Origin of the sequence: Mesorhizobium sp. M0217 (assembly GCF_040321955.1) — a bacterium.
Lineage (GTDB): Bacteria > Pseudomonadota > Alphaproteobacteria > Rhizobiales > Rhizobiaceae > Mesorhizobium.
In genome coordinates this window covers 44,971-66,464 of record NZ_JAMYSN010000017.1, presented here as the reverse complement: position 1 = coordinate 66,464, position 21,494 = coordinate 44,971, and the positions used below count along the sequence as shown (strand labels likewise).

22 protein-coding genes are annotated in these 21,494 nt (G+C 61.7%); 10 read left to right on the top strand and 12 right to left on the bottom strand.

Annotated features, from left to right (window positions below; translation table 11 throughout):
* Positions 1–28: 28 nt before the first annotated feature.
* Positions 29–379, bottom strand: a complete 351-nt coding sequence (locus tag NKJ18_RS23490; protein ID WP_023669596.1) for a MarR family winged helix-turn-helix transcriptional regulator — start codon at positions 377–379, stop codon at positions 29–31.
* 69 nt (positions 380–448) lie between these two features.
* Positions 449–1,810, bottom strand: a complete 1,362-nt coding sequence (locus NKJ18_RS23485) for a leucyl aminopeptidase family protein (protein WP_023726845.1) — start codon at positions 1,808–1,810, stop codon at positions 449–451.
* Between the two features lie 237 nt (positions 1,811–2,047).
* Here NKJ18_RS23485 and NKJ18_RS23480 point away from each other — a divergent pair, with 237 nt between their 5' ends.
* Positions 2,048–2,869, top strand: coding sequence for a tetratricopeptide repeat protein (locus NKJ18_RS23480; protein WP_023669594.1), 822 nt, complete (start codon positions 2,048–2,050; stop codon positions 2,867–2,869).
* A gap of 113 nt (positions 2,870–2,982) precedes the next feature.
* Here the strand turns inward: NKJ18_RS23480 and NKJ18_RS23475 are convergent, their stop codons facing one another.
* The 9 genes from NKJ18_RS23475 to NKJ18_RS23435 form a co-directional block, all read right to left on the bottom strand.
* Positions 2,983–3,999 (bottom strand): type II secretion system F family protein, encoded by a 1,017-nt coding sequence (locus tag NKJ18_RS23475; RefSeq protein ID WP_023696714.1) that lies wholly within the window; start codon positions 3,997–3,999, stop codon positions 2,983–2,985.
* A gap of 40 nt (positions 4,000–4,039) precedes the next feature.
* Positions 4,040–5,053 (bottom strand): type II secretion system F family protein, encoded by a 1,014-nt coding sequence (locus tag NKJ18_RS23470; protein WP_023831957.1) that lies wholly within the window; start codon positions 5,051–5,053, stop codon positions 4,040–4,042.
* A gap of 155 nt (positions 5,054–5,208) precedes the next feature.
* The gene (locus tag NKJ18_RS23465; RefSeq protein ID WP_023688717.1) at positions 5,209–6,717 is read right to left on the bottom strand and encodes a TadA family conjugal transfer-associated ATPase; all 1,509 of its coding nucleotides are present in this window, start codon (positions 6,715–6,717) and stop codon (positions 5,209–5,211) included.
* Positions 6,718–6,803: 86 nt separating this feature from the next.
* Positions 6,804–8,087: a CpaE/TadZ family protein gene (locus tag NKJ18_RS23460; RefSeq protein WP_023806288.1), complete on the bottom strand. Its 1,284-nt coding sequence runs from the start codon at positions 8,085–8,087 to the stop codon at positions 6,804–6,806.
* A gap of 55 nt (positions 8,088–8,142) precedes the next feature.
* Positions 8,143–8,880 carry a CpaD family pilus assembly protein gene (locus tag NKJ18_RS23455; RefSeq protein WP_023823743.1) on the bottom strand — a complete coding sequence of 246 codons (738 nt, stop codon included), beginning with the start codon at positions 8,878–8,880 and terminating at the stop codon, positions 8,143–8,145.
* Between the two features lie 13 nt (positions 8,881–8,893).
* On the bottom strand, positions 8,894–10,405 hold the full coding sequence (locus NKJ18_RS23450) for a type II and III secretion system protein family protein (RefSeq protein WP_023823744.1): 1,512 nt from the start codon (positions 10,403–10,405) through the stop codon (positions 8,894–8,896).
* Positions 10,402–11,214 carry a Flp pilus assembly protein CpaB gene (cpaB, locus tag NKJ18_RS23445; protein WP_023688721.1) on the bottom strand — a complete coding sequence of 271 codons (813 nt, stop codon included), beginning with the start codon at positions 11,212–11,214 and terminating at the stop codon, positions 10,402–10,404. Before cpaB ends, NKJ18_RS23450 begins: the two co-directional genes overlap by 4 nt.
* Before the next feature lie 205 nt (positions 11,215–11,419).
* Entirely contained in the window at positions 11,420–11,938 is a 519-nt protein-coding gene (locus NKJ18_RS23440; protein ID WP_023688722.1) for an A24 family peptidase, read from the bottom strand.
* Between the two features lie 216 nt (positions 11,939–12,154).
* The gene (locus NKJ18_RS23435; protein WP_352759869.1) at positions 12,155–12,346 is read right to left on the bottom strand and encodes a Flp family type IVb pilin; all 192 of its coding nucleotides are present in this window, start codon (positions 12,344–12,346) and stop codon (positions 12,155–12,157) included.
* Between the two features lie 347 nt (positions 12,347–12,693).
* Between NKJ18_RS23435 and NKJ18_RS23430 the strand changes: the two genes are divergently transcribed.
* The 3 genes from NKJ18_RS23430 to NKJ18_RS23420 all read left to right on the top strand — a co-directional run bounded on the left by NKJ18_RS23430 (position 12,694) and on the right by NKJ18_RS23420 (position 14,551).
* Positions 12,694–13,116, top strand: coding sequence for a pilus assembly protein N-terminal domain-containing protein (locus NKJ18_RS23430; RefSeq protein ID WP_023681988.1), 423 nt, complete (start codon positions 12,694–12,696; stop codon positions 13,114–13,116).
* Positions 13,117–13,270: 154 nt separating this feature from the next.
* The gene (locus tag NKJ18_RS23425) at positions 13,271–13,885 is read left to right on the top strand and encodes a TadE/TadG family type IV pilus assembly protein (protein WP_352759867.1); all 615 of its coding nucleotides are present in this window, start codon (positions 13,271–13,273) and stop codon (positions 13,883–13,885) included.
* A gap of 30 nt (positions 13,886–13,915) precedes the next feature.
* Entirely contained in the window at positions 13,916–14,551 is a 636-nt protein-coding gene (locus NKJ18_RS23420) for a TadE/TadG family type IV pilus assembly protein (RefSeq protein ID WP_352759866.1), read from the top strand.
* 26 nt (positions 14,552–14,577) lie between these two features.
* Here the strand turns inward: NKJ18_RS23420 and NKJ18_RS23415 are convergent, their stop codons facing one another.
* Positions 14,578–15,531 carry a PhnD/SsuA/transferrin family substrate-binding protein gene (locus NKJ18_RS23415; protein WP_352759864.1) on the bottom strand — a complete coding sequence of 318 codons (954 nt, stop codon included), beginning with the start codon at positions 15,529–15,531 and terminating at the stop codon, positions 14,578–14,580.
* 175 nt (positions 15,532–15,706) lie between these two features.
* Between NKJ18_RS23415 and NKJ18_RS23410 the strand changes: the two genes are divergently transcribed.
* The 6 genes from NKJ18_RS23410 (at position 15,707) to dnaA (ending at position 21,461) form a co-directional block, all read left to right on the top strand.
* Positions 15,707–16,945, top strand: a complete 1,239-nt coding sequence (locus tag NKJ18_RS23410) for a phosphopentomutase (RefSeq protein ID WP_023681992.1) — start codon at positions 15,707–15,709, stop codon at positions 16,943–16,945.
* Positions 16,938–17,828, top strand: a complete 891-nt coding sequence (gene mutM, locus NKJ18_RS23405; RefSeq protein WP_023681993.1) for a bifunctional DNA-formamidopyrimidine glycosylase/DNA-(apurinic or apyrimidinic site) lyase — start codon at positions 16,938–16,940, stop codon at positions 17,826–17,828. Before NKJ18_RS23410 ends, mutM begins: the two co-directional genes overlap by 8 nt.
* 40 nt (positions 17,829–17,868) lie before the next feature.
* The gene (locus tag NKJ18_RS23400) at positions 17,869–18,642 is read left to right on the top strand and encodes an enoyl-CoA hydratase (RefSeq protein WP_023681994.1); all 774 of its coding nucleotides are present in this window, start codon (positions 17,869–17,871) and stop codon (positions 18,640–18,642) included.
* A 159-nt stretch (positions 18,643–18,801) separates the two neighbouring features.
* Entirely contained in the window at positions 18,802–19,068 is a 267-nt protein-coding gene (gene rpsT, locus NKJ18_RS23395; RefSeq protein ID WP_023681995.1) for a 30S ribosomal protein S20, read from the top strand.
* Positions 19,069–19,422, top strand: coding sequence for a hypothetical protein (locus tag NKJ18_RS23390; RefSeq protein WP_156932360.1), 354 nt, complete (start codon positions 19,069–19,071; stop codon positions 19,420–19,422). It begins immediately after the preceding gene.
* 494 nt (positions 19,423–19,916) lie between these two features.
* A complete protein-coding gene (dnaA, locus tag NKJ18_RS23385; protein WP_031195619.1) occupies positions 19,917–21,461 on the top strand; it encodes a chromosomal replication initiator protein DnaA in 1,545 nt (514 codons plus the stop codon).
* Positions 21,462–21,494: the final 33 nt, after the last annotated feature.

The following is a 21,494-nucleotide window of genomic DNA, read 5'->3' as shown; positions in this document are numbered from 1 at the left end:
TCGGTACTCGTTCTAATTCATGGATTGATCAGATGGGCAGTTCATGAGCCCTGGCAACGATACCATCCCCGAAGCGCTCGACAAAGAGCGCGCCTTCGACCGTGCGCCGGATCAGCACATTGCGCTTGTCGAGCTCGTCGCGATGGCGTGACACCAGTTTCAGCGCACCCATAGTGTCGAGGGCGCGGGTGATGACCGGCTTGGTGACATTGAGGCGGGCTGCCAGGCCGCGCACCGTGTGCGGCGGCGGGTCGAGATAGATGGTGAACAGGATCGCCGTCTGGCGCATGGTGAGATCTGGCGCGCCGGCGCGCACCTGCGACAGCATCACCTGCTGCCATAGTCGCATCGCCTGGCTCGGACGCATCGAAATCGACATCGCGCGAGCATGACGGCAAATTGTTTCGGTTCCGTTTCAGTTTAGAGGCAGTGTGCTTTGCTCACGACCCTAGGCATAGCGCCTCGAAATGACCCGCTCCAGTGCACGGATGCCTTGCGCCTCGCCGCCGGCGGGTCCATAGGGGCGATCGGACGGGTTCCAGGCGAAGATGTCGAAATGCGCCCAGCCCGTTGTCCGTTCGACAAAGCGCTTGAGGAACAGCGCCGCGGTGACCGAGCCGGCGAAACCGTCCGTGGTGACGTTGTTGATGTCGGCGATCTTCGACGCCAGCCTGGCGTCATAGGGCCGCCACAACGGCATGCGCCACAACGGATCCTCGACGGCCACCGAGGCCGCAGCCAGTTCGGACGCCAGCGCTTCGTCGCCAGTGTAGAAAGGCGGCAGATCGGGACCGAGCGCGACACGCGCTGCCCCGGTCAGCGTCGCCATGTCGATCAGCAGTTCCGGCTCCTCGTCATCGGCCAGCGCCAGCGCATCGGCCAGCACCAGCCGCCCTTCGGCGTCGGTGTTGCCGATCTCGACGGTAATGCCCTTGCGGCTGGTCAGTACATCTCCAGGCCGGAAAGCGTTGCCGGCAATCGAATTCTCGACCGCCGGGATCAGGACGCGCAGCCGGATCTTCAGCCCGGCAGCCATGATCATCGAGGCCAGGCCCAGCACATTGGCGGCGCCGCCCATATCCTTCTTCATCAAGAGCATGCCCGACGACGGTTTGATGTCGAGGCCGCCAGTGTCGAAACAGACACCCTTGCCGACCAGCGTCACCTTCGGCGCGCCTTCCGGTCCCCAAACCATGTCGATCAGTCGCGGCGCTCCGACCGAGGCCCGGCCGACCGCATGGATCATCGGGAAATTCTGCTTCAGGAGATCATCCCCCTTGATCACCGACACCTCGGCCTTGTGAGTGGCCGCCAGGGTCCGCACGGCCTTCTCCAACTCGTCCGGTCCCATGTCGCTGGTCGGCGTGTTGACGAGGTCGCGCGCCAGGAAGACGCCGTCGGCGATGCGCCGGACGCGTCCTGCATCTACGCCGAGCGGCAGCGCAAAACGCAGCGTCTTGCCTGATTTCTTTCCGTAGCGAGTGAAGACGTAACCGCCGAGCACCAAGGCTATGGCCGCGAGTTCCGGCTCGGCTGGAGCGGCGGCAAAATGCCAGTCGCCTTCCGGCAAGGCTCTCGCCAGCATGCCGACCGCCAGCGCGCCCTCGCCATCACCGACGCCGAACAAGGCGCCGGCAAGGGAACCGTTGTCGCCGGGGACGGCGAGCGTCCTACCGGCTTCGCCGGAAAAGCCGTTGGCGGCCGCCCATGCGGTCATGGAAGGCGAAAGCCCCAAGGCCTCCAGTCCATCGCTCGCGACCAGATGGACCGGCAGGGCAGTGTTTAGTGTCTCGATGAGTTCGACGGGCATTCGATGGTCTCCGGGAGGCTTGCAGGTCGTCCTCAGTCAAGTGACAGGGACGTCGGATGATTTCAACATCTATGCACAGGGGCCGGCATGGGACTGCCAGGCCAAAGGCTTCCGGCGGGCCGTTCACCGATCCGACGGCTCACTTTTTAACTGTCCGTTAGGGTTAACAGAATATTTCTGCGGGGATGAAGATGGCCACGTGAATGGCCACGCGCAGGAATGGAGAGCCCCGTGCCGATGCCCACCAACCGCAGGATGAACGTCACGGGCAAACGGTTGGTCACCACGGCACTGCTGATGGCGCTGGCGGCCGGTGTTGCCGGGTGCGGAACCAGCAAGCTCACGACCGGCTCGATCGGGCGCACCAGCGGCAAACCGCTGGAAACCATGTCGGCCAGCGAGTTGCACGGGGCGACCGGGCGGCTGGGCGAATCCTACGCAAAGAACCCCAACGACAAGCGGCTGGCGACAAATTTTGCGGCGGCGCTCCAGATGGACGGCGATGCCGACCAGTCGCTTGCCGTGATGCGCAAGCTGGCGATCGCCTACCCCAAGGATCGCGACGTGCTTGCCGCCTACGGCAAGGCGCTGGCCGCCAACGGCCAGTTCGAGCCGGCGCTCGACGCCGTGCGCCGGGCGCAGACGCCGGAATATCCGGACTGGCGGCTGATGTCGGCCGAGGCCGCCATTCTCGACCAGCTTGGCCAGAAGGATGAAGCGCGCCAGAACTACCGCAAGGCGCTGGACCTAAAGCCGAACGAACCCTCGATCCTTTCCAATCTCGGTATGTCCTATGTGCTGGAAGGCGATCTGCGCACCGCCGAGACCTATATGCGCTCGGCAGCCCAGCAACCGAATGCCGACAGCCGGGTGCGCCAGAACCTTGCGCTGGTCGTGGGACTGCAGGGCCGCTTCGACGAGGCCGAGAAGATCGCGTCGCAGGAGCTTTCACCCGAACAGGCGCAAGCCAATGTAGCCTATCTTCGCCAGATGCTTGCCCAGCAGAACGCCTGGAGTCAGCTCAAGGATCAGGACAAGGCAAAGCCGGCGACCAACTGAGCGCCGCATGGGCGCCGGCTCCGCACAGCGCAAAATCCGTCCACATCTCAAAGCTGAAAACAAGAGCCGCACTGCATTGGCAGTGCGGCTCTTTTGTATGGCTGCAACGAGGCCTACTGGCTTGAGGAATTGTGCTGGTCGCCGAAGATGCCGCGCTGACTGACCTGAATGCCGGCTGGGCCCAGAATGATAGCGAACAAAACCGGCAGGAAGAACAGGATCATCGGCACGGTAAGCTTCGGCGGCAGGGCGGCGGCCTTCTTCTCGGCGGCATTCATGCGCATGTCACGGCTTTCCGAGGCCAGCACGCGCAATGCGTGCGCCACGGGTGTGCCGTAGCGTTCGGCCTGGACCAGCGCCTGGGACACTGACTTCACCGACTCCAGGCCGGTACGAGCCGAGAGGTTTTCATAAGCCTGCTTGCGCTCCTGCAGATAAGAGAGTTCGGCGTTGGTCAGCACGAATTCCTCCGCCAGCGCCACCGACTGCGAACCGATCTCCTCGGAGACCTTGCGCAAGGCGGCCTCGACCGACATGCCCGATTCGACGCAGATCAGCATCAGGTCGAGCGCATCCGGCCACGCCGCCTGGATCGACTGCTTGCGCTTGGCGGCACGATTGTTGACGTAAAGGATCGGCGCGTAGAAACCGGCGTAGGCGACAAGGATGCAGACGAACAGTTTCACGAAGGCCGGCCGGTCAGGCAGTCCGCCGAGCACGAACAGATAGATCGCTGCCAGCGCGAAACCGACAAAAGGCAGGATCAGGCGGAAGAACAGGAAGCGGGTCAGCGGGTTCTGGCCACGAAAGCCCGCCACCTTGAGCTTCTGCAACGTGCCTTCATCGGCCAACGCACGCCGCAGGTCCAGCCTGTCGACGATGTTGCGCATGCCGATCGACTGCTCTTCGCGCAGCCCCTTGCGGCGACGATCGGCTTCATTGGCAAGCCGCGCGCGCTGCTTGGCGCGCAATTCGTCACGCTCCAGCGCCACCGATCTCATGCGAGTCTTGAGCTGATTGCCACCAAGGGCCGGCAGCACCGTGAAGACGGTCGCGAACACCGCAATGCCAACCAGCAACGCTATCAGGAAGGCAGGATCGGTCAGCGATTTTACGACTTGGTCGGTCATTCGTTTTCAGTCTTTTCGTTTCGAGCTTTCCAAGGTCGGCCTAAACTTCAAAGTTCATCATCTTGCGCATCACCAGAATGCCGATCGACATCCAGACGCCGGAACAGCCGAGGATCAGATTGCCGGTGCTGGTGGTGAACAGCGGCATGATGTAGTTCGGGCTCGACAGATAGACGAGAAGGGCGACGACAAAAGGCAGCGCGCCGATGATGACGGCCGACGCCTTGGCTTCCATGGAAAGCGCCTGGACCTTGGCCTTCATCTTCTTGCGATCGCGAAGCACGCGCGACAGGTTGCCAAGCGCCTCGGAGAGATTACCGCCGGCCTGTGACTGGATCTGGATAACGATGCCGAAGAAGCTTGCCTCGCTGCACGGCATGGTTTCAGCCATGCGCAAGGTGGCATCGGGGATGGACATGCCAATCTGCTGTGAATCGACGATCCGGCGGAACTCGGTCTTGACCGGCTCCGGCGATTCACTGGCGATCAGGCGAATGGCGTCGTTGAGCGGCAGGCCGGATTTGACGGCGCGCACGATGATGTCGAGGGCGTTGGGAAATTCGTTGAGGAACGCCTTGACCCGGCGCGCGCGGCGAAACGAGACGAACCAGCGCGGCAGGCCGAGCGCCCCCGCCAGCAGCGCGCCCGGCAGGACCAGAAGCGGCGCGCCGGCGAGATAGGCAAGCACCGTCAGCGCGATGCCGCAAATGACGGAGTAGATATAGAAACGCTCGATCGAGACCTGCATGCCGGCCTGACGAATCTGGGCCTTTAACGGTGGCTTCTTGACGGCGAGTTCGTTGGTTTTCTGCTTTTCGTCGAGCAGTTTCAGCGTGTCCTGGACAGATTTACGCCGCTTGACCGCCTCCGCGACACGGTCGCGCGAAGCCTTGACGACCGAACGATCGGTCTCGGCGGCCTTGATCGTCTCGAGCCGCTTGCCGGCCTGCTTCTCGTTGCTCATCTTGGTGAACAGGAAGGCATAGGCGACCGCACCAGCGCTGAAGCCGGCGAGCACGATGAACGCCATTACGGTGGTGTCAATTCCGAACATCGACCTCGGTCCCCAGCGCATATCGCCGTTTCAAGGAAACGGCGATATGCGCTATCGCTTTGTTTTGACGCAATCCCCAAGGGAAAGCGCTACGCGCTTTTCCCGGGAAAACCGCTTCACACTTTTCCTGGAATTGCTTCCAACCTCGATATGCGTCAGTCAGCGCGTTTCTCCATCGATTCCAGCGCATTGGCGAGGCGCTGTTCCTCGCCATAGTAGCGGGCGCGATCCCAGAAATGCGGACGGCCGATGCCGGTCGACACGTGCTCGCCAAGCAGCCTTCCATTCGAGTCCTCGCCCTTGATGTTGTAGAGCACGATATCCTGCGTGATGATGACGTCGCCTTCCATGCCGATCACCTCGGTGATGTGGGTGATGCGGCGCGAGCCGTCGCGAAGGCGTGCTGCCTGGATGATGACATCGATGGAGCCGACGACGATTTCACGCACGGTCTTCTGCGGCAGCGAATAGCCGCCCATGGCGATCATCGATTCGATACGGTTCAGGCATTCGCGCGGGCTGTTGGAGTGGATCGTTCCCATCGACCCATCATGGCCGGTGTTCATCGCCTGCAGCAGGTCGAAAACCTCCGGTCCGCGCACTTCGCCGACGATGATGCGTTCGGGCCGCATGCGCAGGCAGTTCTTGACCAGGTCGCGCATTGTCACCTCGCCTTCGCCCTCGAGATTGGGCGGGCGGGTTTCGAGACGCACCACGTGCGGCTGCTGCAGTTGCAGTTCGGCCGAGTCTTCGCAGGTGATGACGCGTTCTTCGCGGTCGATATAGTTGGTCAGGCAGTTGAGCAGCGTCGTCTTGCCGGAGCCGGTACCGCCGGAGATGACGATGTTGCAGCGGACGCGGCCGATGATCTTGAGGATCTCGGCGCCCTGCGGCGAGATGGCGCCGAACTTGACCAGCTGATCGAGCGTCAGCTTGTCCTTCTTGAACTTGCGGATGGTGAGCGCGGTGCCGTCGATGGAGAGCGGCGGGGCGATGACGTTGACGCGGGAGCCGTCGGGTAGGCGGGCGTCGCAGATCGGACTCGATTCGTCGACGCGGCGGCCAACCTGGCTGACGATGCGCTGGCAGATGTTGAGCAGCTGCTGATTGTCGCGGAAGCGGATGCCGGTCTGTTCGACCTTGCCATTGACTTCGATGTAGACGTTCTTGGAGCCGTTGACCATGATGTCGGCGATATCGTCGCGGGCGAGCAGCGGCTCCAGCGGGCCGTAGCCCAGCACATCGTTGCAGATGTCCTCGAGCAACTCTTCCTGCTCGGCGATCGACATTGCGAAATTTTTGATGGCGATGATGTCGTTGACGATGTCGCGGATTTCCTCGCGCGCGCTCTCGGGATCGAGCTTGGCGAGTTGCGACAGGTCAATGGTGTCGATGAGCGCGGAGAAGACCTGGCTCTTGGTGTCGTAGTAGGTTTCACTTTTTTCGCGCTGGATCTTTTTTGGCGGCTCCGGCGCCATCGATGGCGCCTCAACGGCACGGCGAGTTGGCGGGGTTCCCGGCGCTCCAGGCGGCGCTGCCGCGGGCCGGGCAAGTACCGCCATGTCCGCAGGCGTTGCAGTGGCCGGCGCCGCTGGCGCCGGTGCTGGCTGACGGAACTCCGGGGTGAACCGGCCGCCGTCGTCGGAGCCTCTTTTACCAAACATGATCGACTACCAATTCCGTCCAGAACATGATGCCGAAGCGGTTTTCGGACGACATCATGCTCTACTTCTTGATTTGGAGGGGAGCGTCATTTCTTGTTACGCGAGAGCTTGCCGAGCAGGCCGCCAAGGCCTGCCTTCTTCCTGGCCTTGATTTCGCTGCGACCGGTCAGGACATGCGCGATTTCGTTGATCATGCCGACGACCGGGCTCCTGGCATCCATCTCGCCCAGCATGCGGCCGTTGTTGGCGGCATTTCCAAACAACAACGGGTCGAAGGCGATGACCGACATCGGCGTGAGGCTGAGCGGTTCGGCGAAGTCGGAAGCGGATATCTCGGGTCGCTTCGGTACGCCGGCCTGGTTGATGATCAGTTTCGGCGGCGGATCGTTCGGGCGAAGCCGCGTCAGCATATCGACCAGATTCTTGGTGTTGCGCAGATTGGCCAGTTCCGGCGTCGCCGTGATGACGATCTCGTCAGCCTTGATCAGTGTGTTCTTGGTCCAGCCAGTCCAGACATGAGGAACGTCGAGCACCAGCAGCGGCACACTGCGCTGCGCGGTGTCGATGAGTTGCGTGAAGGCATCGGGATCGAAATCATAGACACGTTCGAGGGTGGAGGGCGCGGCGAGCAGCGACAGATGTTCGGCGCACTGGGCAAGCAGACGGTCGAGATAGACCTCGTCGACGCGTTCGGGCGAAAATACGGCTTCGGCGATGCCTTGCGCAGGGTCCTGGTCGAAATTTATGTTGGCCGTCCCGAAAGCCAGGTCGAGATCGGCGACGACCACTTCCGACTTGAACAGCGATGACATCGCCCACGCTACATTGTGGGCGATGGTCGAGGAGCCGACGCCGCCCTTGGCACCGATGAAGGCGATCGAGCGGCCGATCGGCTCGGCTTCCGGATCGACGAAGATCGATGACACCACGGAGACGATATCGGCCATCGACACCGGTGCGATGACATATTCGGAAATACCGAAGCGAATGAGTTCGCGGTAGAGACCGACATCGTTGTAGTGGCCGATCACCACGACTTTGGAGGAGGGATCGCAATATTCTGAAAGCTGGGCAAGCTGCTCCAGCAATTGCTTCGGTTCGCTGCGCGATTCCAGCAGGATGAGGTTCGGCGTCGGCGCCGATTGATAGAATTCGATCGCCGTGGCGATGCCGCCCATATGCACTTTCAGATGCGCCTTGGCCATGCGGCGATCCTCGCCGGCCCGCTCCACCGGATGCGCGACACCTTCCGTCTCGCAAAATGCCTGGATAGAAATACGCGGCACCGGCCGCAGCGCCTGCATCGCTGCAACATCCGATTGGGAGCTGTCGCCGCCGTCTCCGGGCGTGTCGTAGGCAAGATTGCTCATCGTCATGCTCTTTTCCGTGACTTCTCGTTCCGGTCTCTACGCGGGACCGGCGCTCCTAATACGTCACTTCCGAACTGCCGAGGAACTCGTCCGAAATACCTCTGCCGCGATAGACGTCGATCACCGCGCCGCGGTTCTCGGCGTCGATATCGGACGACTTTCTTGGCCCGAGCAGATCGGCCGGATTGGCGAGTTGCGCAGCGAGGTTGTTTTGAGAGGAGCAGCCGTAATCGGCGTAGTGCTTGTTTTCGGAGGTTGCGAGGATGTCTTCGGGCCAGCGCCCGCATTTGTCGGTCTGGGCTCTCACCGAAATATAGGAAACGCGGATAGGCGCCGAGGCTTCCGGGGAAACCGACTGGTAGGAGGTCACCACGATCCGATTTCGCTTGATGCCGCCGGCAACCGCCAGCCTGGCGAAATCGCGCGCCGCGGCAGTCGCCGCCACCTCATTGGCCGAGCCGATCGGGATTGCGATCGTCAGCGCCGGGGCAGCGCTCCTGTCGTAGCCGTCAAGGAAGCCCAGAAGCGTGTCGCGCTGCGAGCCGGTCATGCCGCGATCGCCGGCGCCGACCGGGAGGTCCAGCTTCTGGTTCTTCTCGGCAATCACGATCGGATGCGTGGTGCGATAATCATCGGGAATCGCCCCAACCGTGATGCTGTCGCGCTTGGCGCAACCGGCGAGCGAGGCGGCGATCGCGATCGCCAGGATCGGCATTGCCGATCGGCTGATCCGGGCACGGCCGGACCGCACTGTCGCGGCGACCGCCACTGCCTTCGATGCTGACTGAGACATGTCCGCTCCCCGCTTACTTGTAGATGAAGCCGACAACGCCGTGGTAGCGGCCGTTGGGCTTGTCTGTCTGCATGGTGCCGTAGACGCGGTTGACGCGGCCAAGGAACATGGCCGGGCCATCGCCGGCGGCGTTGAAATTGTCATCCGGCTTGGCCAGGTCGTTGCGCGCCACCGGCCGCGCCAGATAAGGCGTGATGATGATGACCAACTCGCTTTCGTTGCGGACGAAATCGCGGCTGCGGAACAGCGTGCCGAGCACCGGGATCTTGGTCAGTCCGGGCAAGCCGTTTACCGCCTGCCTGACGTCGTCGCGGACGAGGCCGGCTATCATCATCGATCCACCCGAAGGCAGTTCCACGGTCGTGTCGGCCAAACGTTTGCGCAGCGATATGACGTTGGTGTCTCCGAAAGAGACCGCGCCTTCGGTGGTCGGTTCGGAAACCGACGTCCTGACCTTCAGGCTGATGCGACCGGGCGACAGCACCACAGGCTGAAATTCCAGGCCGATGCCGTATTCGATTTTCTGAGCCGTCCAAACCCTGTCGGCATTCTGATTGGCATCCGACTTGGCATTTGTAACGGCGCTGACCATATTGTACTCGCCGCCGACCTTGAAGGTCGCCTTCTCACCGGAGACGGCCGTCAAAGTAGGCTCGGCCAGCGTTTTCATGACGCCGGACTGCTCCATCGCAGTGATGTAGCCCTGCAGAGCAGAGGTGGCAAAATTGACCCCCGAACTCGACAACGGCTTGCCTAGGCCGGGGAAGGTGTCACTGGTCGCATTGAAGCTGATGCCGTTGGAGCTGCCTTTGCCAACCATGTTGACGCCGAGCTGCTTCATCACCGAGCGGCTGACTTCGGCCACGGTCACCTTCAGCGTCACCTGGTCGTCGCCGATGATCTGCAGCAGGTTGACGATCTTCGAGACCCGGCGTTCGGCATCCGGATTGTTGATGTCGACGCCGCCATTGGCATTGCCGCCTGCCGCGGTCTGCGAATACTGACCGGTCGTCGCTTCACCGCCGGACACGAAGATGGTTGCCAGATCGACGGCGCGCTTGGCATCGAGCGGCGTGTCCACCGTCCCGGTCAGGACGACGTTGTCGTTCAGCAACTCGACCTTGATCTCGGCATTCGGAAGGAAGCGCTTGAGATAATCTTCCAATCCGGCGACGTCGCGTTCGACGGCCAGATCCAGGCTGGCGATCTGCTCGCCATTGGGACCGAAGACGAAGATGTTGGTTTCGCCCACCGACTTGCCGAACAGATAGATCCGCCTTGCGGTGCGGGTCACCGCATCGGCGACCGCGGGGTTGGCGACCAGGATGTCGTAGGCGTCGCTCGGCAGATCGATGACCACCGATTTGTTGAGGCCAAGCTTGACACGTTGCGTGGCCGACGAGGCCATGACCCCGACGCTCTTTCCGGCGGCCTTGGCGTCGACAAGGCCACTTGCATGGGCTCCGAGAAAAAGCAGGCCGATGGCCGCAGCCGTGGTGACCGGCAGTCTAGCGACTAACCTCATTTCCTTGCCCCTACTTCGGAAACTTCGCCCGATTTGATCAACCGCACCGTTCCGCGCCGCCCATTGCCGGAAACGAGGTAGTCGGCTTCATCGGTACCCTTTTCCTTGTTGTCGGTGATCGAGCGCAGCGCCAGCGTCAGGCGATCGGCCATCTGCTGGGCGACGGTGATGATCTCGGCCTGCTGCGGCGTCAGCTCCAGCGTCGCCGTCTGTCCGACCCTGGTCTTCTTGCCTTCCTCGTCCTCCTGGATGGTCTGATCGATCGCCAGGACGCGGATGTTCTTGAGGATGGTCTCGGTGGTGAATCCGCTACCGGCGTTGCCGGTGTCGGATCTGCGGGTCATGATGACGTCGACAAAATCGTTAGGCAGGATAAAGCCGCCTGCCGACGTGTCGGCCGAGATCGCGGTGGCGACGGCACGCATGCCGGTGGGCAGGATCGAAGACATGAAGCTCTGCCCCTCGCCGATCAGCTTGGAGCGCCGCAACGGCTCACCGGTGTACATCGCCATGCGGGCGACGGAGCCCTTCAGCTTCTCCCGCGCTTCGGGTTCGGCGGCACGGGTGATGAAATTCGCATTGATGCCATCGGACGGCCAGGACTCCCAGCTGAGATTGTTCTCAAGCGGGCTTCCCATCGGCACGTCGCCGGAAAGCACGAGCACATCCTGCAAGGCGATGGCCGGCGCCTGCGGGGCATCGACGACGACCTGCTGGGGCGGGACCGCCACCATATTCTTGGCAACATAACCTGCACCACCCGCCGCGGCCACCGCCACGCCCAGAATGATCAGTCGGGATGCTGGCATCTGTCCGAACCCTCGCCTTTAGGCAACCACCTAGCCAGGCCGGACTTTGCAGCGGCAATCGTCAAAACAAGGTTAATACAATGCTTACGATCGTGATTAATTCAAGGTTTACATAATTACACGACCATGCTCCGACAAATGAAAAAGGCGGCCAAGCCGCCTCTTTTCAGGATCGATGCCGAAAGCGCAGAGGAGGTTCGCTACATCAGGTCGCCAACCTTGCCAATGCCCATTCCATCAAGGGCGAATCGGGATAGGTCAGCAGCCCGCCAATGCCGAGTGCGATGCCATAGGGAACGCCATTCATCTCGTCGGCGAAATGGCGCAGGACCGGATTGTGACTGGTGTAGGTCGCCAGCGGCGATTTCCGATAGAGGAGAATGGCGAGCGTCAGCAGGCCACCGATGAACGTGGAAGCCACGAGGTAGTTGACAAGGTGAATGTTGAGCCCCATCCAGATGGACGTGGCTGCCAAAAGCTTGGCATCGCCGCCGCCCATGCCGCCGAGCGCAAACAGACCGAATGTCACCGCCAGCACCAGGCCGCCGGCGGCGAAATGCCAGCCATAAGTTGCCCAGTCCATACCCGTCAGTGGCGCAACCACGGCAAAGACAGCCACAAGCAGCACCGGCACCCGATTGGAGATTGTCATCGACAGGGCGTCGGAGATCGCCGCAAAAAGCATGCAAAACGGAAAGACAACGAAGATCAGTGCGTTGAGCATCGGTCTCTCATGGTTGGAAAGGCAACGATGGCTGCAGGTTAGGCGGCTTGGGTTAAGGATTGGTGAGTTCTGCTCATCCGGGCCAAATCCCGATAGATATCAGCGCGCTAAGCGGCGCAGCAACAACCCAAGCCAAACGATCCGATCTCTAAAGACAAAAGGGCCGCCAGCGAGGCGGCCCTTCCAGTCTGCCTGTCGAAACAGGATGCTAGATTATTACTTACAAGCAGCAGGGTTCGACGGATCCTCCACGCAATCCGCGATGGCCGTGAACTTGGCGTTCAGGGCATTGCCGAGCTGACCAGCGCCAACCATGATGGCAAGCGCGATGAGAGCGGCGATCAGACCGTATTCGATAGCGGTCGCGCCGGATTCGTCCTTCGCGAAACGTGCGATGAGATTAGACATTCGAGAGCTCCTACTCCACGTGTTACAGCACTTCCGTCAACTTCTGTGGTGGTTGATCGGATGCTGCCAATCTACGGAGAAGCTCTTTCAATCGGCTTAATAAACAGCCTTACCGATTCCTTTCCCGCTTCGAACAGCTTGCGTGGTTAACCGTAAACTAAACGCTGGACAGTAGCTCGCCTGCCCGTGAAGAGCTGTAATTTCACGGCTATCGGCAGGATGCATTGTTATATTAGCTGGCAGCAGGATTGGTGCGAATACCCCGGCGCCGGTCAAGGGTTTAACCGTTGGTTCACCAATCTCCTTCATGTTTCTTTGAACAAGTTTTGCCGCTGTGGAGCGCCTTGATGACTGCCATGAAATCGTCATTCCTGCTTGTCGCGCTTCTCGCCGTCCCGGCTTTTGTGCTACCGGCCAAGGCCGGAGCCGGCATCGAAGTGACGATGAATCAGGCCAAGATCGTCAAACTGACACGCCCCGCCGACACCATAGTCGTCGGCAATCCGGCGATTGCCGACGCCTCCGTCCAGGATGCATCGACGATCGTACTGACTGGCAAGGGGTTCGGCGTCACCAATCTGGTTGTCCTCGACCACGATGGCAGCCCGATCGTCGACGAGCAGGTGACCGTGGTGCGCCAGGACGCGTCGTCCGTGCGTATCTACAGGCGCGCCTCGGTACAGACCATGTCCTGCACGCCCTATTGCGAAAGCTCGTACAAGAGCGACTCGGAAAAGTCGTCCGAAGCCGAGATGAGCGCTGGGCAGTAAGCGCCTCAGTTGGCTCGATTGTCTCGGGAAAGCCGCGTCGGTTAGCGGCCGGTTAATGTCGCCTGGTCGAATTTAACGGTCATTCAAACCGGAGCTAAATGGGTTCTTGATAGTGGTGCTGACGGTACCGCATCAGGATCGGCAGGAACGGGATATGGGCGACGTTTTGGACGAGGATTCAGAACGCGAGATCAAGGCCAAGGCAGGGCGCGTGACGTTTGCCCGTCGTTTCCTGCGTGATCGGCGCGGCAGCACGGCGATAGAATTCGCGATGCTTGCGTTACCGTTTGCGGCTCTCGTCTTCGCCATCCTCGAGAGCTGCGTTTCATTTGCCGGACAGGAGGTGATGGCCAACATCACCGATGATATCGCCCGTCAGTTGCGTACTGGCCAGTTGAGGCAAGCCGATGTGACGGAAGAGAAGCTGAAGGGCTTGGTCTGCGCCAGACTCGAGATCATTGTCGCGAAGGGTTGCCCCGGTTTGCTGGTGGATCTGCGCCCGTTCAAGACCTTTGCCGGGGCAGCCAGTGCGGGTTTCACGATTTCCGGCTCGACCATCACGCTGACGGGCAAGGATCCGGATACAGGCAAGGACCCGGCTTTCGGGACCCCTACAATAGGTCCGGCAGAATCAAAGAACATGCTGCGGGTCTTTTACCCTTGGCCGGTCATGACCGATTTCATGGCTCAATACATGTCGAATATGGATGGCGGCAAGACTCTGCATTACGCGACGACAACGTGGCAAAACGAGCCATTCGACAACTGAGTTTGCACGTGTAAGCAAAAGGAAAAGTGCATGTTTCGTGCGGGGGCACATCCGGGGATGTCGGTTGTCTGGAAGAGAGCGGCGCGGTTTTTTTCCGATCGGCGCGGCATAGCGGCCGTCGAGTTTGCCCTCATCGTGCCTGTCTTGCTGATCATGTATTTCATTACCATGGAGGCCTCGCAAGCCATCGAGGCCAGCAAGAAGGTCAGCCGCATCAGCTCCATGGTTGCCGACCTCGTCACGCAGCAAACGTCGGTGGTCAACGCAGATCTCACCGACATCATGAAGATCGGCAACTCCAGCCTTCAGCCTTACAACCGCTCGGTCGCCAATATCTCCATTACGGCAATCGACATCAGAACCGACCCGAACAATCCGATACCGCAAGCAAAGGTGGCGTGGTCCTGGAGCGTGCTGGATGGGAAGACTGGCCGCGACTCCAACCCGACAACTTCCACCACCGTTCCGGCGACGCTCAATGTTGCGGGGACTTTCCTCATTCGTGTCAAAACCACTCTAGCATACCAACCGATCATCTCCTGGTCGGAAGGCTCCGAAAAGCCGCTCGGATTTATCTCGGCCTTCAACGAAGGCAAGATAACGATGAGCGAAACCTACTATCTCAGGCCGCGCCGGGCCACGTCGATCCCGTGCAGCGATTGCTGAAGCAGTTCTACCCATTCAACCCGGGTTCATTGCGCGCTGCTGTCGGTGCTGGCTGACACCAGGCGCACGATGGAAGCGGCCATCACATAGTCACTCGCAGCGGCGAGCGTGAACCCTCCCGAATGTCTCGATTCCACGAAATCGTAGACTTCCGGCGACTGCGATCTGAGATTGGTGAGGAAGACGGTCAGTCGGCGTTTGGCTTCGGGGTCGAGATCGCTGCGGACGGCGTGAGGGCCGTATCTGAGCACGCCGGAAGTCCAGATGATCTGGAGCGCGGCTTCTGGAATCCCCGCCGCCTCCAGCCGCGCCGCCGTGCCGTCCGGATCAGCCGGCTGATCGCCAGCAATCGCCGTCCGGTTTTCCGCCGTGGCCCGCTCCCAGCCGAATACGGCATCGGCCTGGCCATCGGCCAGCATCGCTTCTGCGGCGGCAGCCGAGCCGGCATGAACGAGGAATGGCGCATCCTGGCTGATCTTGATGCCGTCGGCCGCCAGCCCGGCGAGCGGTAGAAGCGAACCGCCGACATTGTCGGAAGGCGCCATGGCGATGCGGTGCGTTTCCAGGGCCGCGAGATCGGAAAGCCTGCCGTCGCGCGTCAAAAGCACGGAGCGGATGCCCGTGGCACCGTCGGCATCGACCGGCGCCACAAGAGGTTCGACGCAGCCGCAGCGCTCCGAGGCGGTGGCGTAGGCGGTCGCCGAATAGACCGCGTACTGAATCCGGCCATTGGCCTGTGCCTCTATCAGCGCCGCATAGTCATGCGCGACGACGAATTCCACCTTCATGCCGAGCGCCCTGCCGTAGGCGTCAGTCAGCATGGCCAGACCCGGAACCGTGTTGCCGGCGCCCGGCTCGGCAACGATGCCGATCCGAAACGTGCCGATCTGGTCGCGCCAGTCGGCGTGCGCGGCGAGCTGCGAGGCCAGCAGCGCTACAGTGGTCGCCAGTGCACTCCAACCCAGGTCAGCCCGTCTCATCGATCCATGCCCCGCACGCCGTTCCTTGAAGCGCATCGCATGTCTCAAGGATGCGTACAGCGCGCCTGCCCGACTTCGCGACCATCGCGTCAGGCCGTTGCCGCCTGGTTTACGATTTGCCAATGCCGCGACGGGACCTTATGTCTGGTCAACCAGACTGGCAATGACGGCACCGATGGCACGCGCTTTCCTCTTCGTTCTCGATTCTTTCGGCATTGGCGGCGCCGCCGATGCCGAACCCTATGGCGACGCCGGCTCGAACACATTCGGACATATCGCGCTGGCCTGCGCGGAAGCCCGCGCCGATCGCGAGGGCCTGCGCGAGGGACCGCTGAAGGTGCCCACCATGGTTTCGCTCGGTCTCGGCCGCGCAGCAGAAACCGCAACCGGCTTCCAATTCGACAGCAAAGCCGCTGTTTCAGCCTCCGCTTTCCACGGCGCCGCGCAGGAGATTTCGAGCGGCAAGGATACGCCGTCGGGTCACTGGGAAATCGCCGGGCTGCCCGTGCGGTTCGACTGGGGCTATTTCCCCGATAAGGTGCCCACCTTCCCTGCCGAACTGACCGAAGCGATGATCCGCGAGGGTAAGGTGCCGGGCATTCTCGGCAACTGCCATGCGCCCGGCACGGAGATCATCGAGCGCTTCGGCGAGGAGCATATCCGCACTGGCCAGCCGATCTGCTACACCTCGGTCGATTCCGTCCTGCAGATAGCAGCGCACGAAGTTCATTTCGGCCTGGAGCGGCTCTACGAGTTCTGCAAGACGGTACGCCGGCTGGTCGATCCGCTGAAGATCGGACGGGTGATCGCACGGCCTTTCCTGGGCGAAACATCGGCCACCTTCGAGCGCACCTACAACCGCCATGACTACGCCGTGCCGCCGCCTGAGCCGACGCTGCTCGACCGCTTGACCGGGCGCGGCAGCCGGGTGATCGCGGTCGGCAAGATCGGCGACATCTTCGCCCATCGCGGTATCTCGGAAGTACGCAAGGCGCCCGGCAACATGGCAATGTTCGACAAGGCGCTGGGTGCGATGGACGATGCCGGCGACGGCGACCTGGTGTTCGCCAATTTCGTCGACTTCGACACCGATTTCGGCCATCGCCGCGACGTCGCCGGCTATGCTGCAGCGCTCGAAGCCTTCGACCGCCGGCTGCCCGAGGCACTGGCAAAGCTGAAGCCGGGCGATCTGCTCATCCTCACCGCCGACCATGGCAACGATCCGACATGGCGAGGCACCGACCACACGCGCGAACGCGTCCCGGTCATCGGCACCGCACCGGGTCTCACGGGCGGCGACATCGGGCTCAGGACCACCTTCGCCGATATCGGCGAGACGGTCGCCGAACACCTCAAGCTGGCGCGCGGCCGCCACGGCGCTTCCTTCCATGCGGCGATAGGCGGCCATGCCTGAACTGCCCGAGGTCGAAACCGTCCGGCGCGGCCTGCAGCCGGTTCTGGAAAGCGCGCGGATCGTACGCGTCGAGGCGCGCCGGCCCGATCTCAGATTTCCGTTTCCGGCGAAATTTGCGCAGCGGCTGACCGGCAAGACGGTCATCGCGCTTGGCCGCCGCGCCAAATATCTCACCATACACCTGGACGATGGCCCGGTGATGATCTGCCATCTCGGCATGTCGGGCTCGTTCCGCATCGAGACCGCCGATGAGAAAGAGACGCCCGGCACGTTCCATCAAGAGCGCTCGAGGAATGCCAAGCACGACCATGTGGTGTTCCATGTCGTGTCGCCTGTCGGCGTCCAGTCTCGCGTGGTCTTCAACGACCCGCGTCGGTTCGGCTTCATGCTGTTTGCGGAAGGCCTGGCCGAGGCGCATCCGATGCTCGCGGGACTGGGCGTCGAGCCGACCGGCAATGCGCTGGAAGGCGCCCTGCTCGCCTCTCTGCTGAAGGGCCGCAGATCGCCGTTGAAGGCGGCGCTGCTCGACCAGAAGCTGATTGCCGGGCTCGGCAATATCTATGTGTCGGAAGCGCTGTGGCGCGCCGGCCTTTCGCCATTGCGCGAGGCAGGCACCATCGCCGGGACCAGCAAGAAGGCCAAGGAACAGAGCGAACGACTGGCCGAGGCAATCCGTTCGGTGATCGCCGATGCGATCGCCGCCGGCGGGTCTTCGCTGCGCGACTATGTGCACACAGACGGGTCGCTGGGCTATTTCCAGCATTCCTTCGCGGTCTACGATCGCGAAGGCGAGCCCTGTCCGACGCCCGGCTGTCGCGGCCACATCGAGCGCATCGTGCAAAGCGGCCGCTCGACCTTTTATTGCCGGACCTGCCAGCGGTAAGCTAGACGGTCCTTCAGTGCCGCAACCAGGAGGCCAGCCCATGAGCTATGAAACCATCATCGTCGAGACGCGCGGCAAGGTCGGCCTGATCACGTTGAACCGGCCTAAGGCGCTCAACGCGCTGAACGCGCAGGTGCTGGCGGATTTGCTGACGGCGGCAAAGGGGTTCGACGCCGATCCCGGCATCGGCGCCATGGTCATCACCGGTTCCGAGAAGGCTTTTGCGGCGGGCGCCGACATCAAGGAAATGCAGGCCGTCACCTACGCGGAGGCCTATGTGCAGGATTTCTTCGTCGGCTGGGAAGAGTTTACCCGTGCGCGCAAGCCGATGATCGCCGCTGTCGCGGGCTATGCGCTGGGCGGCGGCTGCGAACTGGCGATGATGTGCGATTTCATCATTGCCGCCGACACGGCCAAGTTCGGCCAACCCGAAATCACGCTTGGCGTCATTCCCGGCATGGGCGGCTCGCAACGGCTGACCCGCTTTGTCGGCAAGTCGAAGGCCATGGACATGTGCCTGACCGGTCGGATGATGGATGCCGCCGAAGCCGAGCGCAGCGGCCTGGCCTCGCGCGTCGTGCCGGCCGGCGAGTTGATCGAGGAGGCGATGAAGGCCGCGGCCAGGATATCAGAGTTTTCACTGCCATCGGTGATGATGGCCAAGGAGGCAGTCAACCGCGCCTACGAGACGACGCTGGCGGAGGGACTGCGCTTCGAACGCCGGCTGTTCCACTCGCTGTTTGCGCTCGACGACCAGAAGGAAGGGATGGCAGCCTTTGCCGAGAAGCGGAAGCCGAATTTCACCAATCGCTAGAGTGGCGGCGGCGAGGACCAAAAAGAAGCCAAAGCGGCGTTGACGCGCCGGAAAAGCTGAACTATAAGCCGCTCCAACCGAGGCGGCCGTTGGCTGCCCGTTTGTTTTTTGCGCCCTGCGGCATCCCGCATGCGCCCACCAGATCAGAAGAGAGGCATCATGGCCAATACCTCCTCGGCCAAAAAAGCAACGCGCAAGATCGCCCGCCGCGCAGCGATCAACAAGAACCGCCGCTCGCGCGTGCGTACATATGTCCGCCAGGTCGAAGAGGCACTGGCTGCCGGCGACAAGGCAGCCGCGCTGGAAGCCTTCAAGACCGCAGAGCCGGAATTGATGCGCGCCGCGACCAAGGGCGTGATCCATAAGAATACGGCATCGCGCAAGGTGTCGCGTCTGGCTCACCGCCTCAAGGTGCTGTCGGCCTGATTGACCGTTCCTGAACTGTCGTTCTTTCAAACCCGGCCAATCGTGCCGGGTTTTTTCGTTTGCCGGCAAGCACTTAAAAAGAACGGCCGCAAAGCACGCCCGAGCCGCATTCCAGAGTCTGGAAATGCTTTGCCGGCACATACACTCCCACTGATATTCCAATCCGCCGAAACGGCCCACGCCAATAAATTTGGCTGTCACAAATTGCTGATATTTTTCAACGACTTGCTGGAAGTGATCCACAGCTTGTTCACATCGCCTGTGGGCGATAGGCAGCAAGTTGGTGTCAAGCGAATTATTTCAGAAAATTTCAAACCGCACAGCCATTTTCATATTCGCGGCAAAAGGGTTTGAATCCCAATGGCTTTGTCAAAATATGCGCTTCCAGCACGGAGCCCGAACCGTTGTTCACTAACCAGATTCCTTAAAAATCCGTTAGAGGTGGCCTTGCCCTATCCACAGCGATTTCGGTAATGTCGGTCTATCGAAAGGGACGGGCCATTAGCCCTTAACCCAGCCTGAATCGGCCAGCTAACAGTGGCAGAATTCATGACGTGGATCAATTCCGCGAACGGGTATGGCTTGCCTTTTCGATACGATAGGGGACTGGCGTAATTGTACATGGCAGCTTGATGGCGCACCGGCGTTTTCGCCGGGTAGCACCGCTTTGCCCGAACATGTCAGACGGACTGGCTTTAAGCAGCCGGGACCCATCCCATTCTGACGAGGCAACGTCATCCGCCGGCGGCGGCGGTGGTGTTGTAGCGAAGATACGGTCGCCGGAAACATGGGTGCAGGAGGCGCACTCCCGGCGGAAAAAAGGTACAAAGGAAAAGGGACGCACAATCATGCAGAGCGGCATCGAGCGGGAGCTTACGGGCGACCTGCCATTTCCCGGAACATTGGTCGGAGCGCACGATATGGCGGCTTCCAGCGACGCGGAACAGAAGTTCGACCGGGTCAAGGCCCAGTTGAAGGCGCGCCTGGGAACCGAGGTCTATTCGAGCTGGTTCGGCCGTATGAAGGTGGCTGAGGCTTCCCGGGGCATTGTACGCATCTCGGTGCCCACGGCCTTCCTGCGCTCGTGGATCAATGGCCATTATCTCGATCTCATCGCCGATCTGTGGAAGCACGAGGATCCCGAAATCCTCAAGATCGAGATGGTCGTGCGCACCGCGACCCGTCCTGCCCGCAATGGCGTCGAACCCGAGGCCGTGCCGGCGCGCAAGATGACCAAGCATACGCAGACCGCATTGGCGGCCGGCACGGTCGGCCCCGGCAGGGTGGAGCGGGCGCCCGCCCCTCGTCCCGGCACGCCGATCGAGAGCGAATTCCGGCACAATGTGCTGGGGTCGCCGCTCGACCCGCGCTACACGTTCGGCTCCTTCATCGAAGGCCCGTCGAACCGGGTGGCTTTCGCCGCAGCCAAAGCCGTGGCGGAATCGCAGTCGAGCGCGGTGCGCTTCAACCCGCTGTTCCTTCATGCGACCGTCGGGCTCGGCAAGACGCACCTTTTGCAGGCGATTGCGGCCGAATCCCTGAAACAGAACCCGAAATCGCGCGTCGTCTATCTGACGGCCGAATATTTCATGTGGCGCTTCGCCACCGCGATCCGCGACAACAATGCGCTGACGCTGAAGGAACAGCTGCGCGACATCGACCTCTTGATCATCGACGACATGCAGTTCCTGCAGGGCAAGTCGATCCAGCACGAATTCTGCCATCTCATCAACATGCTGCTCGACAGCGCCAAGCAAGTGGTGGTTGCCGCTGACAGGCCGCCGTCGGAACTGGAATCGCTGGAACCGCGGGTGCGCTCGCGCCTCAATGGCGGTGTCGCGCTGGAAATGTCGGCGCCGGACTTCGCCATGCGCATAGGGATGCTCAAACTTCGGCTTGCCACCGCCAAGGTCGACGATGCATCGCTCAATATTTCGGAGGAGATCCTCAACCATGTCGCCCGCACGGTGACCGGCAGCGGTCGTGAGCTGGAGGGCGCGTTCAACCAACTGCTGTTTCGTCAGTCGTTCGAGCCGGCGATCACCATCGACCGCATCGACGAGATCCTGGGGCACATCTATCGCTCTGGCGAGCCGAAGCGGGTGCGCATCGAGGACATCCAGCGCATCGTGGCGCGCCACTACAATGTGTCGAAGACCGAGTTGCTGTCCAACCGGCGCACGCGCACCATCGTGAAGCCCAGGCAGGTCGCCATGTACCTGTCGAAGGTATTGACGCCGCGCTCGCTGCCGGAGATCGGCCGGCGGTTCGGCGGGCGCGACCACACCACGGTGCTGCATGCGGTGCGCAAGATCGAGGACCTTTCCGGCGTCGACAACACGCTGGCGCAGGAACTGGAACTGTTGCGCAGGCTGATCAACGACCAAGCCTGATCGGCGCGGCAAACGGTCGTCGCGCTTTAAATT

Bases quoted from the DNA above. Each gene is read 5' to 3' on its own strand.
- NKJ18_RS23490 (WP_023669596.1), bottom strand. From the start codon at position 379: ATGTCGATTTCGATGCGTCCGAGCCAGGCGATGCGACTATGGCAGCAG.
- NKJ18_RS23485 (WP_023726845.1), bottom strand. From the start codon at position 1,810: ATGCCCGTCGAACTCATCGAGACACTAAACACTGCCCTGCCGGTCCAT.
- NKJ18_RS23480 (WP_023669594.1), top strand. From the start codon at position 2,048: ATGCCCACCAACCGCAGGATGAACGTCACGGGCAAACGGTTGGTCACC.
- NKJ18_RS23475 (WP_023696714.1), bottom strand. From the start codon at position 3,999: ATGACCGACCAAGTCGTAAAATCGCTGACCGATCCTGCCTTCCTGATA.
- NKJ18_RS23470 (WP_023831957.1), bottom strand. From the start codon at position 5,053: ATGTTCGGAATTGACACCACCGTAATGGCGTTCATCGTGCTCGCCGGC.
- NKJ18_RS23465 (WP_023688717.1), bottom strand. From the start codon at position 6,717: ATGTTTGGTAAAAGAGGCTCCGACGACGGCGGCCGGTTCACCCCGGAG.
- NKJ18_RS23460 (WP_023806288.1), bottom strand. From the start codon at position 8,087: ATGAGCAATCTTGCCTACGACACGCCCGGAGACGGCGGCGACAGCTCC.
- NKJ18_RS23455 (WP_023823743.1), bottom strand. From the start codon at position 8,880: ATGTCTCAGTCAGCATCGAAGGCAGTGGCGGTCGCCGCGACAGTGCGG.
- NKJ18_RS23450 (WP_023823744.1), bottom strand. From the start codon at position 10,405: ATGAGGTTAGTCGCTAGACTGCCGGTCACCACGGCTGCGGCCATCGGC.
- cpaB (WP_023688721.1), bottom strand. From the start codon at position 11,214: ATGCCAGCATCCCGACTGATCATTCTGGGCGTGGCGGTGGCCGCGGCG.
- NKJ18_RS23440 (WP_023688722.1), bottom strand. From the start codon at position 11,938: ATGCTCAACGCACTGATCTTCGTTGTCTTTCCGTTTTGCATGCTTTTT.
- NKJ18_RS23435 (WP_352759869.1), bottom strand. From the start codon at position 12,346: ATGTCTAATCTCATCGCACGTTTCGCGAAGGACGAATCCGGCGCGACC.
- NKJ18_RS23430 (WP_023681988.1), top strand. From the start codon at position 12,694: ATGACTGCCATGAAATCGTCATTCCTGCTTGTCGCGCTTCTCGCCGTC.
- NKJ18_RS23425 (WP_352759867.1), top strand. From the start codon at position 13,271: ATGGGCGACGTTTTGGACGAGGATTCAGAACGCGAGATCAAGGCCAAG.
- NKJ18_RS23420 (WP_352759866.1), top strand. From the start codon at position 13,916: ATGTTTCGTGCGGGGGCACATCCGGGGATGTCGGTTGTCTGGAAGAGA.
- NKJ18_RS23415 (WP_352759864.1), bottom strand. From the start codon at position 15,531: ATGAGACGGGCTGACCTGGGTTGGAGTGCACTGGCGACCACTGTAGCG.
- NKJ18_RS23410 (WP_023681992.1), top strand. From the start codon at position 15,707: ATGGCACGCGCTTTCCTCTTCGTTCTCGATTCTTTCGGCATTGGCGGC.
- mutM (WP_023681993.1), top strand. From the start codon at position 16,938: ATGCCTGAACTGCCCGAGGTCGAAACCGTCCGGCGCGGCCTGCAGCCG.
- NKJ18_RS23400 (WP_023681994.1), top strand. From the start codon at position 17,869: ATGAGCTATGAAACCATCATCGTCGAGACGCGCGGCAAGGTCGGCCTG.
- rpsT (WP_023681995.1), top strand. From the start codon at position 18,802: ATGGCCAATACCTCCTCGGCCAAAAAAGCAACGCGCAAGATCGCCCGC.
- dnaA (WP_031195619.1), top strand. From the start codon at position 19,917: ATGCAGAGCGGCATCGAGCGGGAGCTTACGGGCGACCTGCCATTTCCC.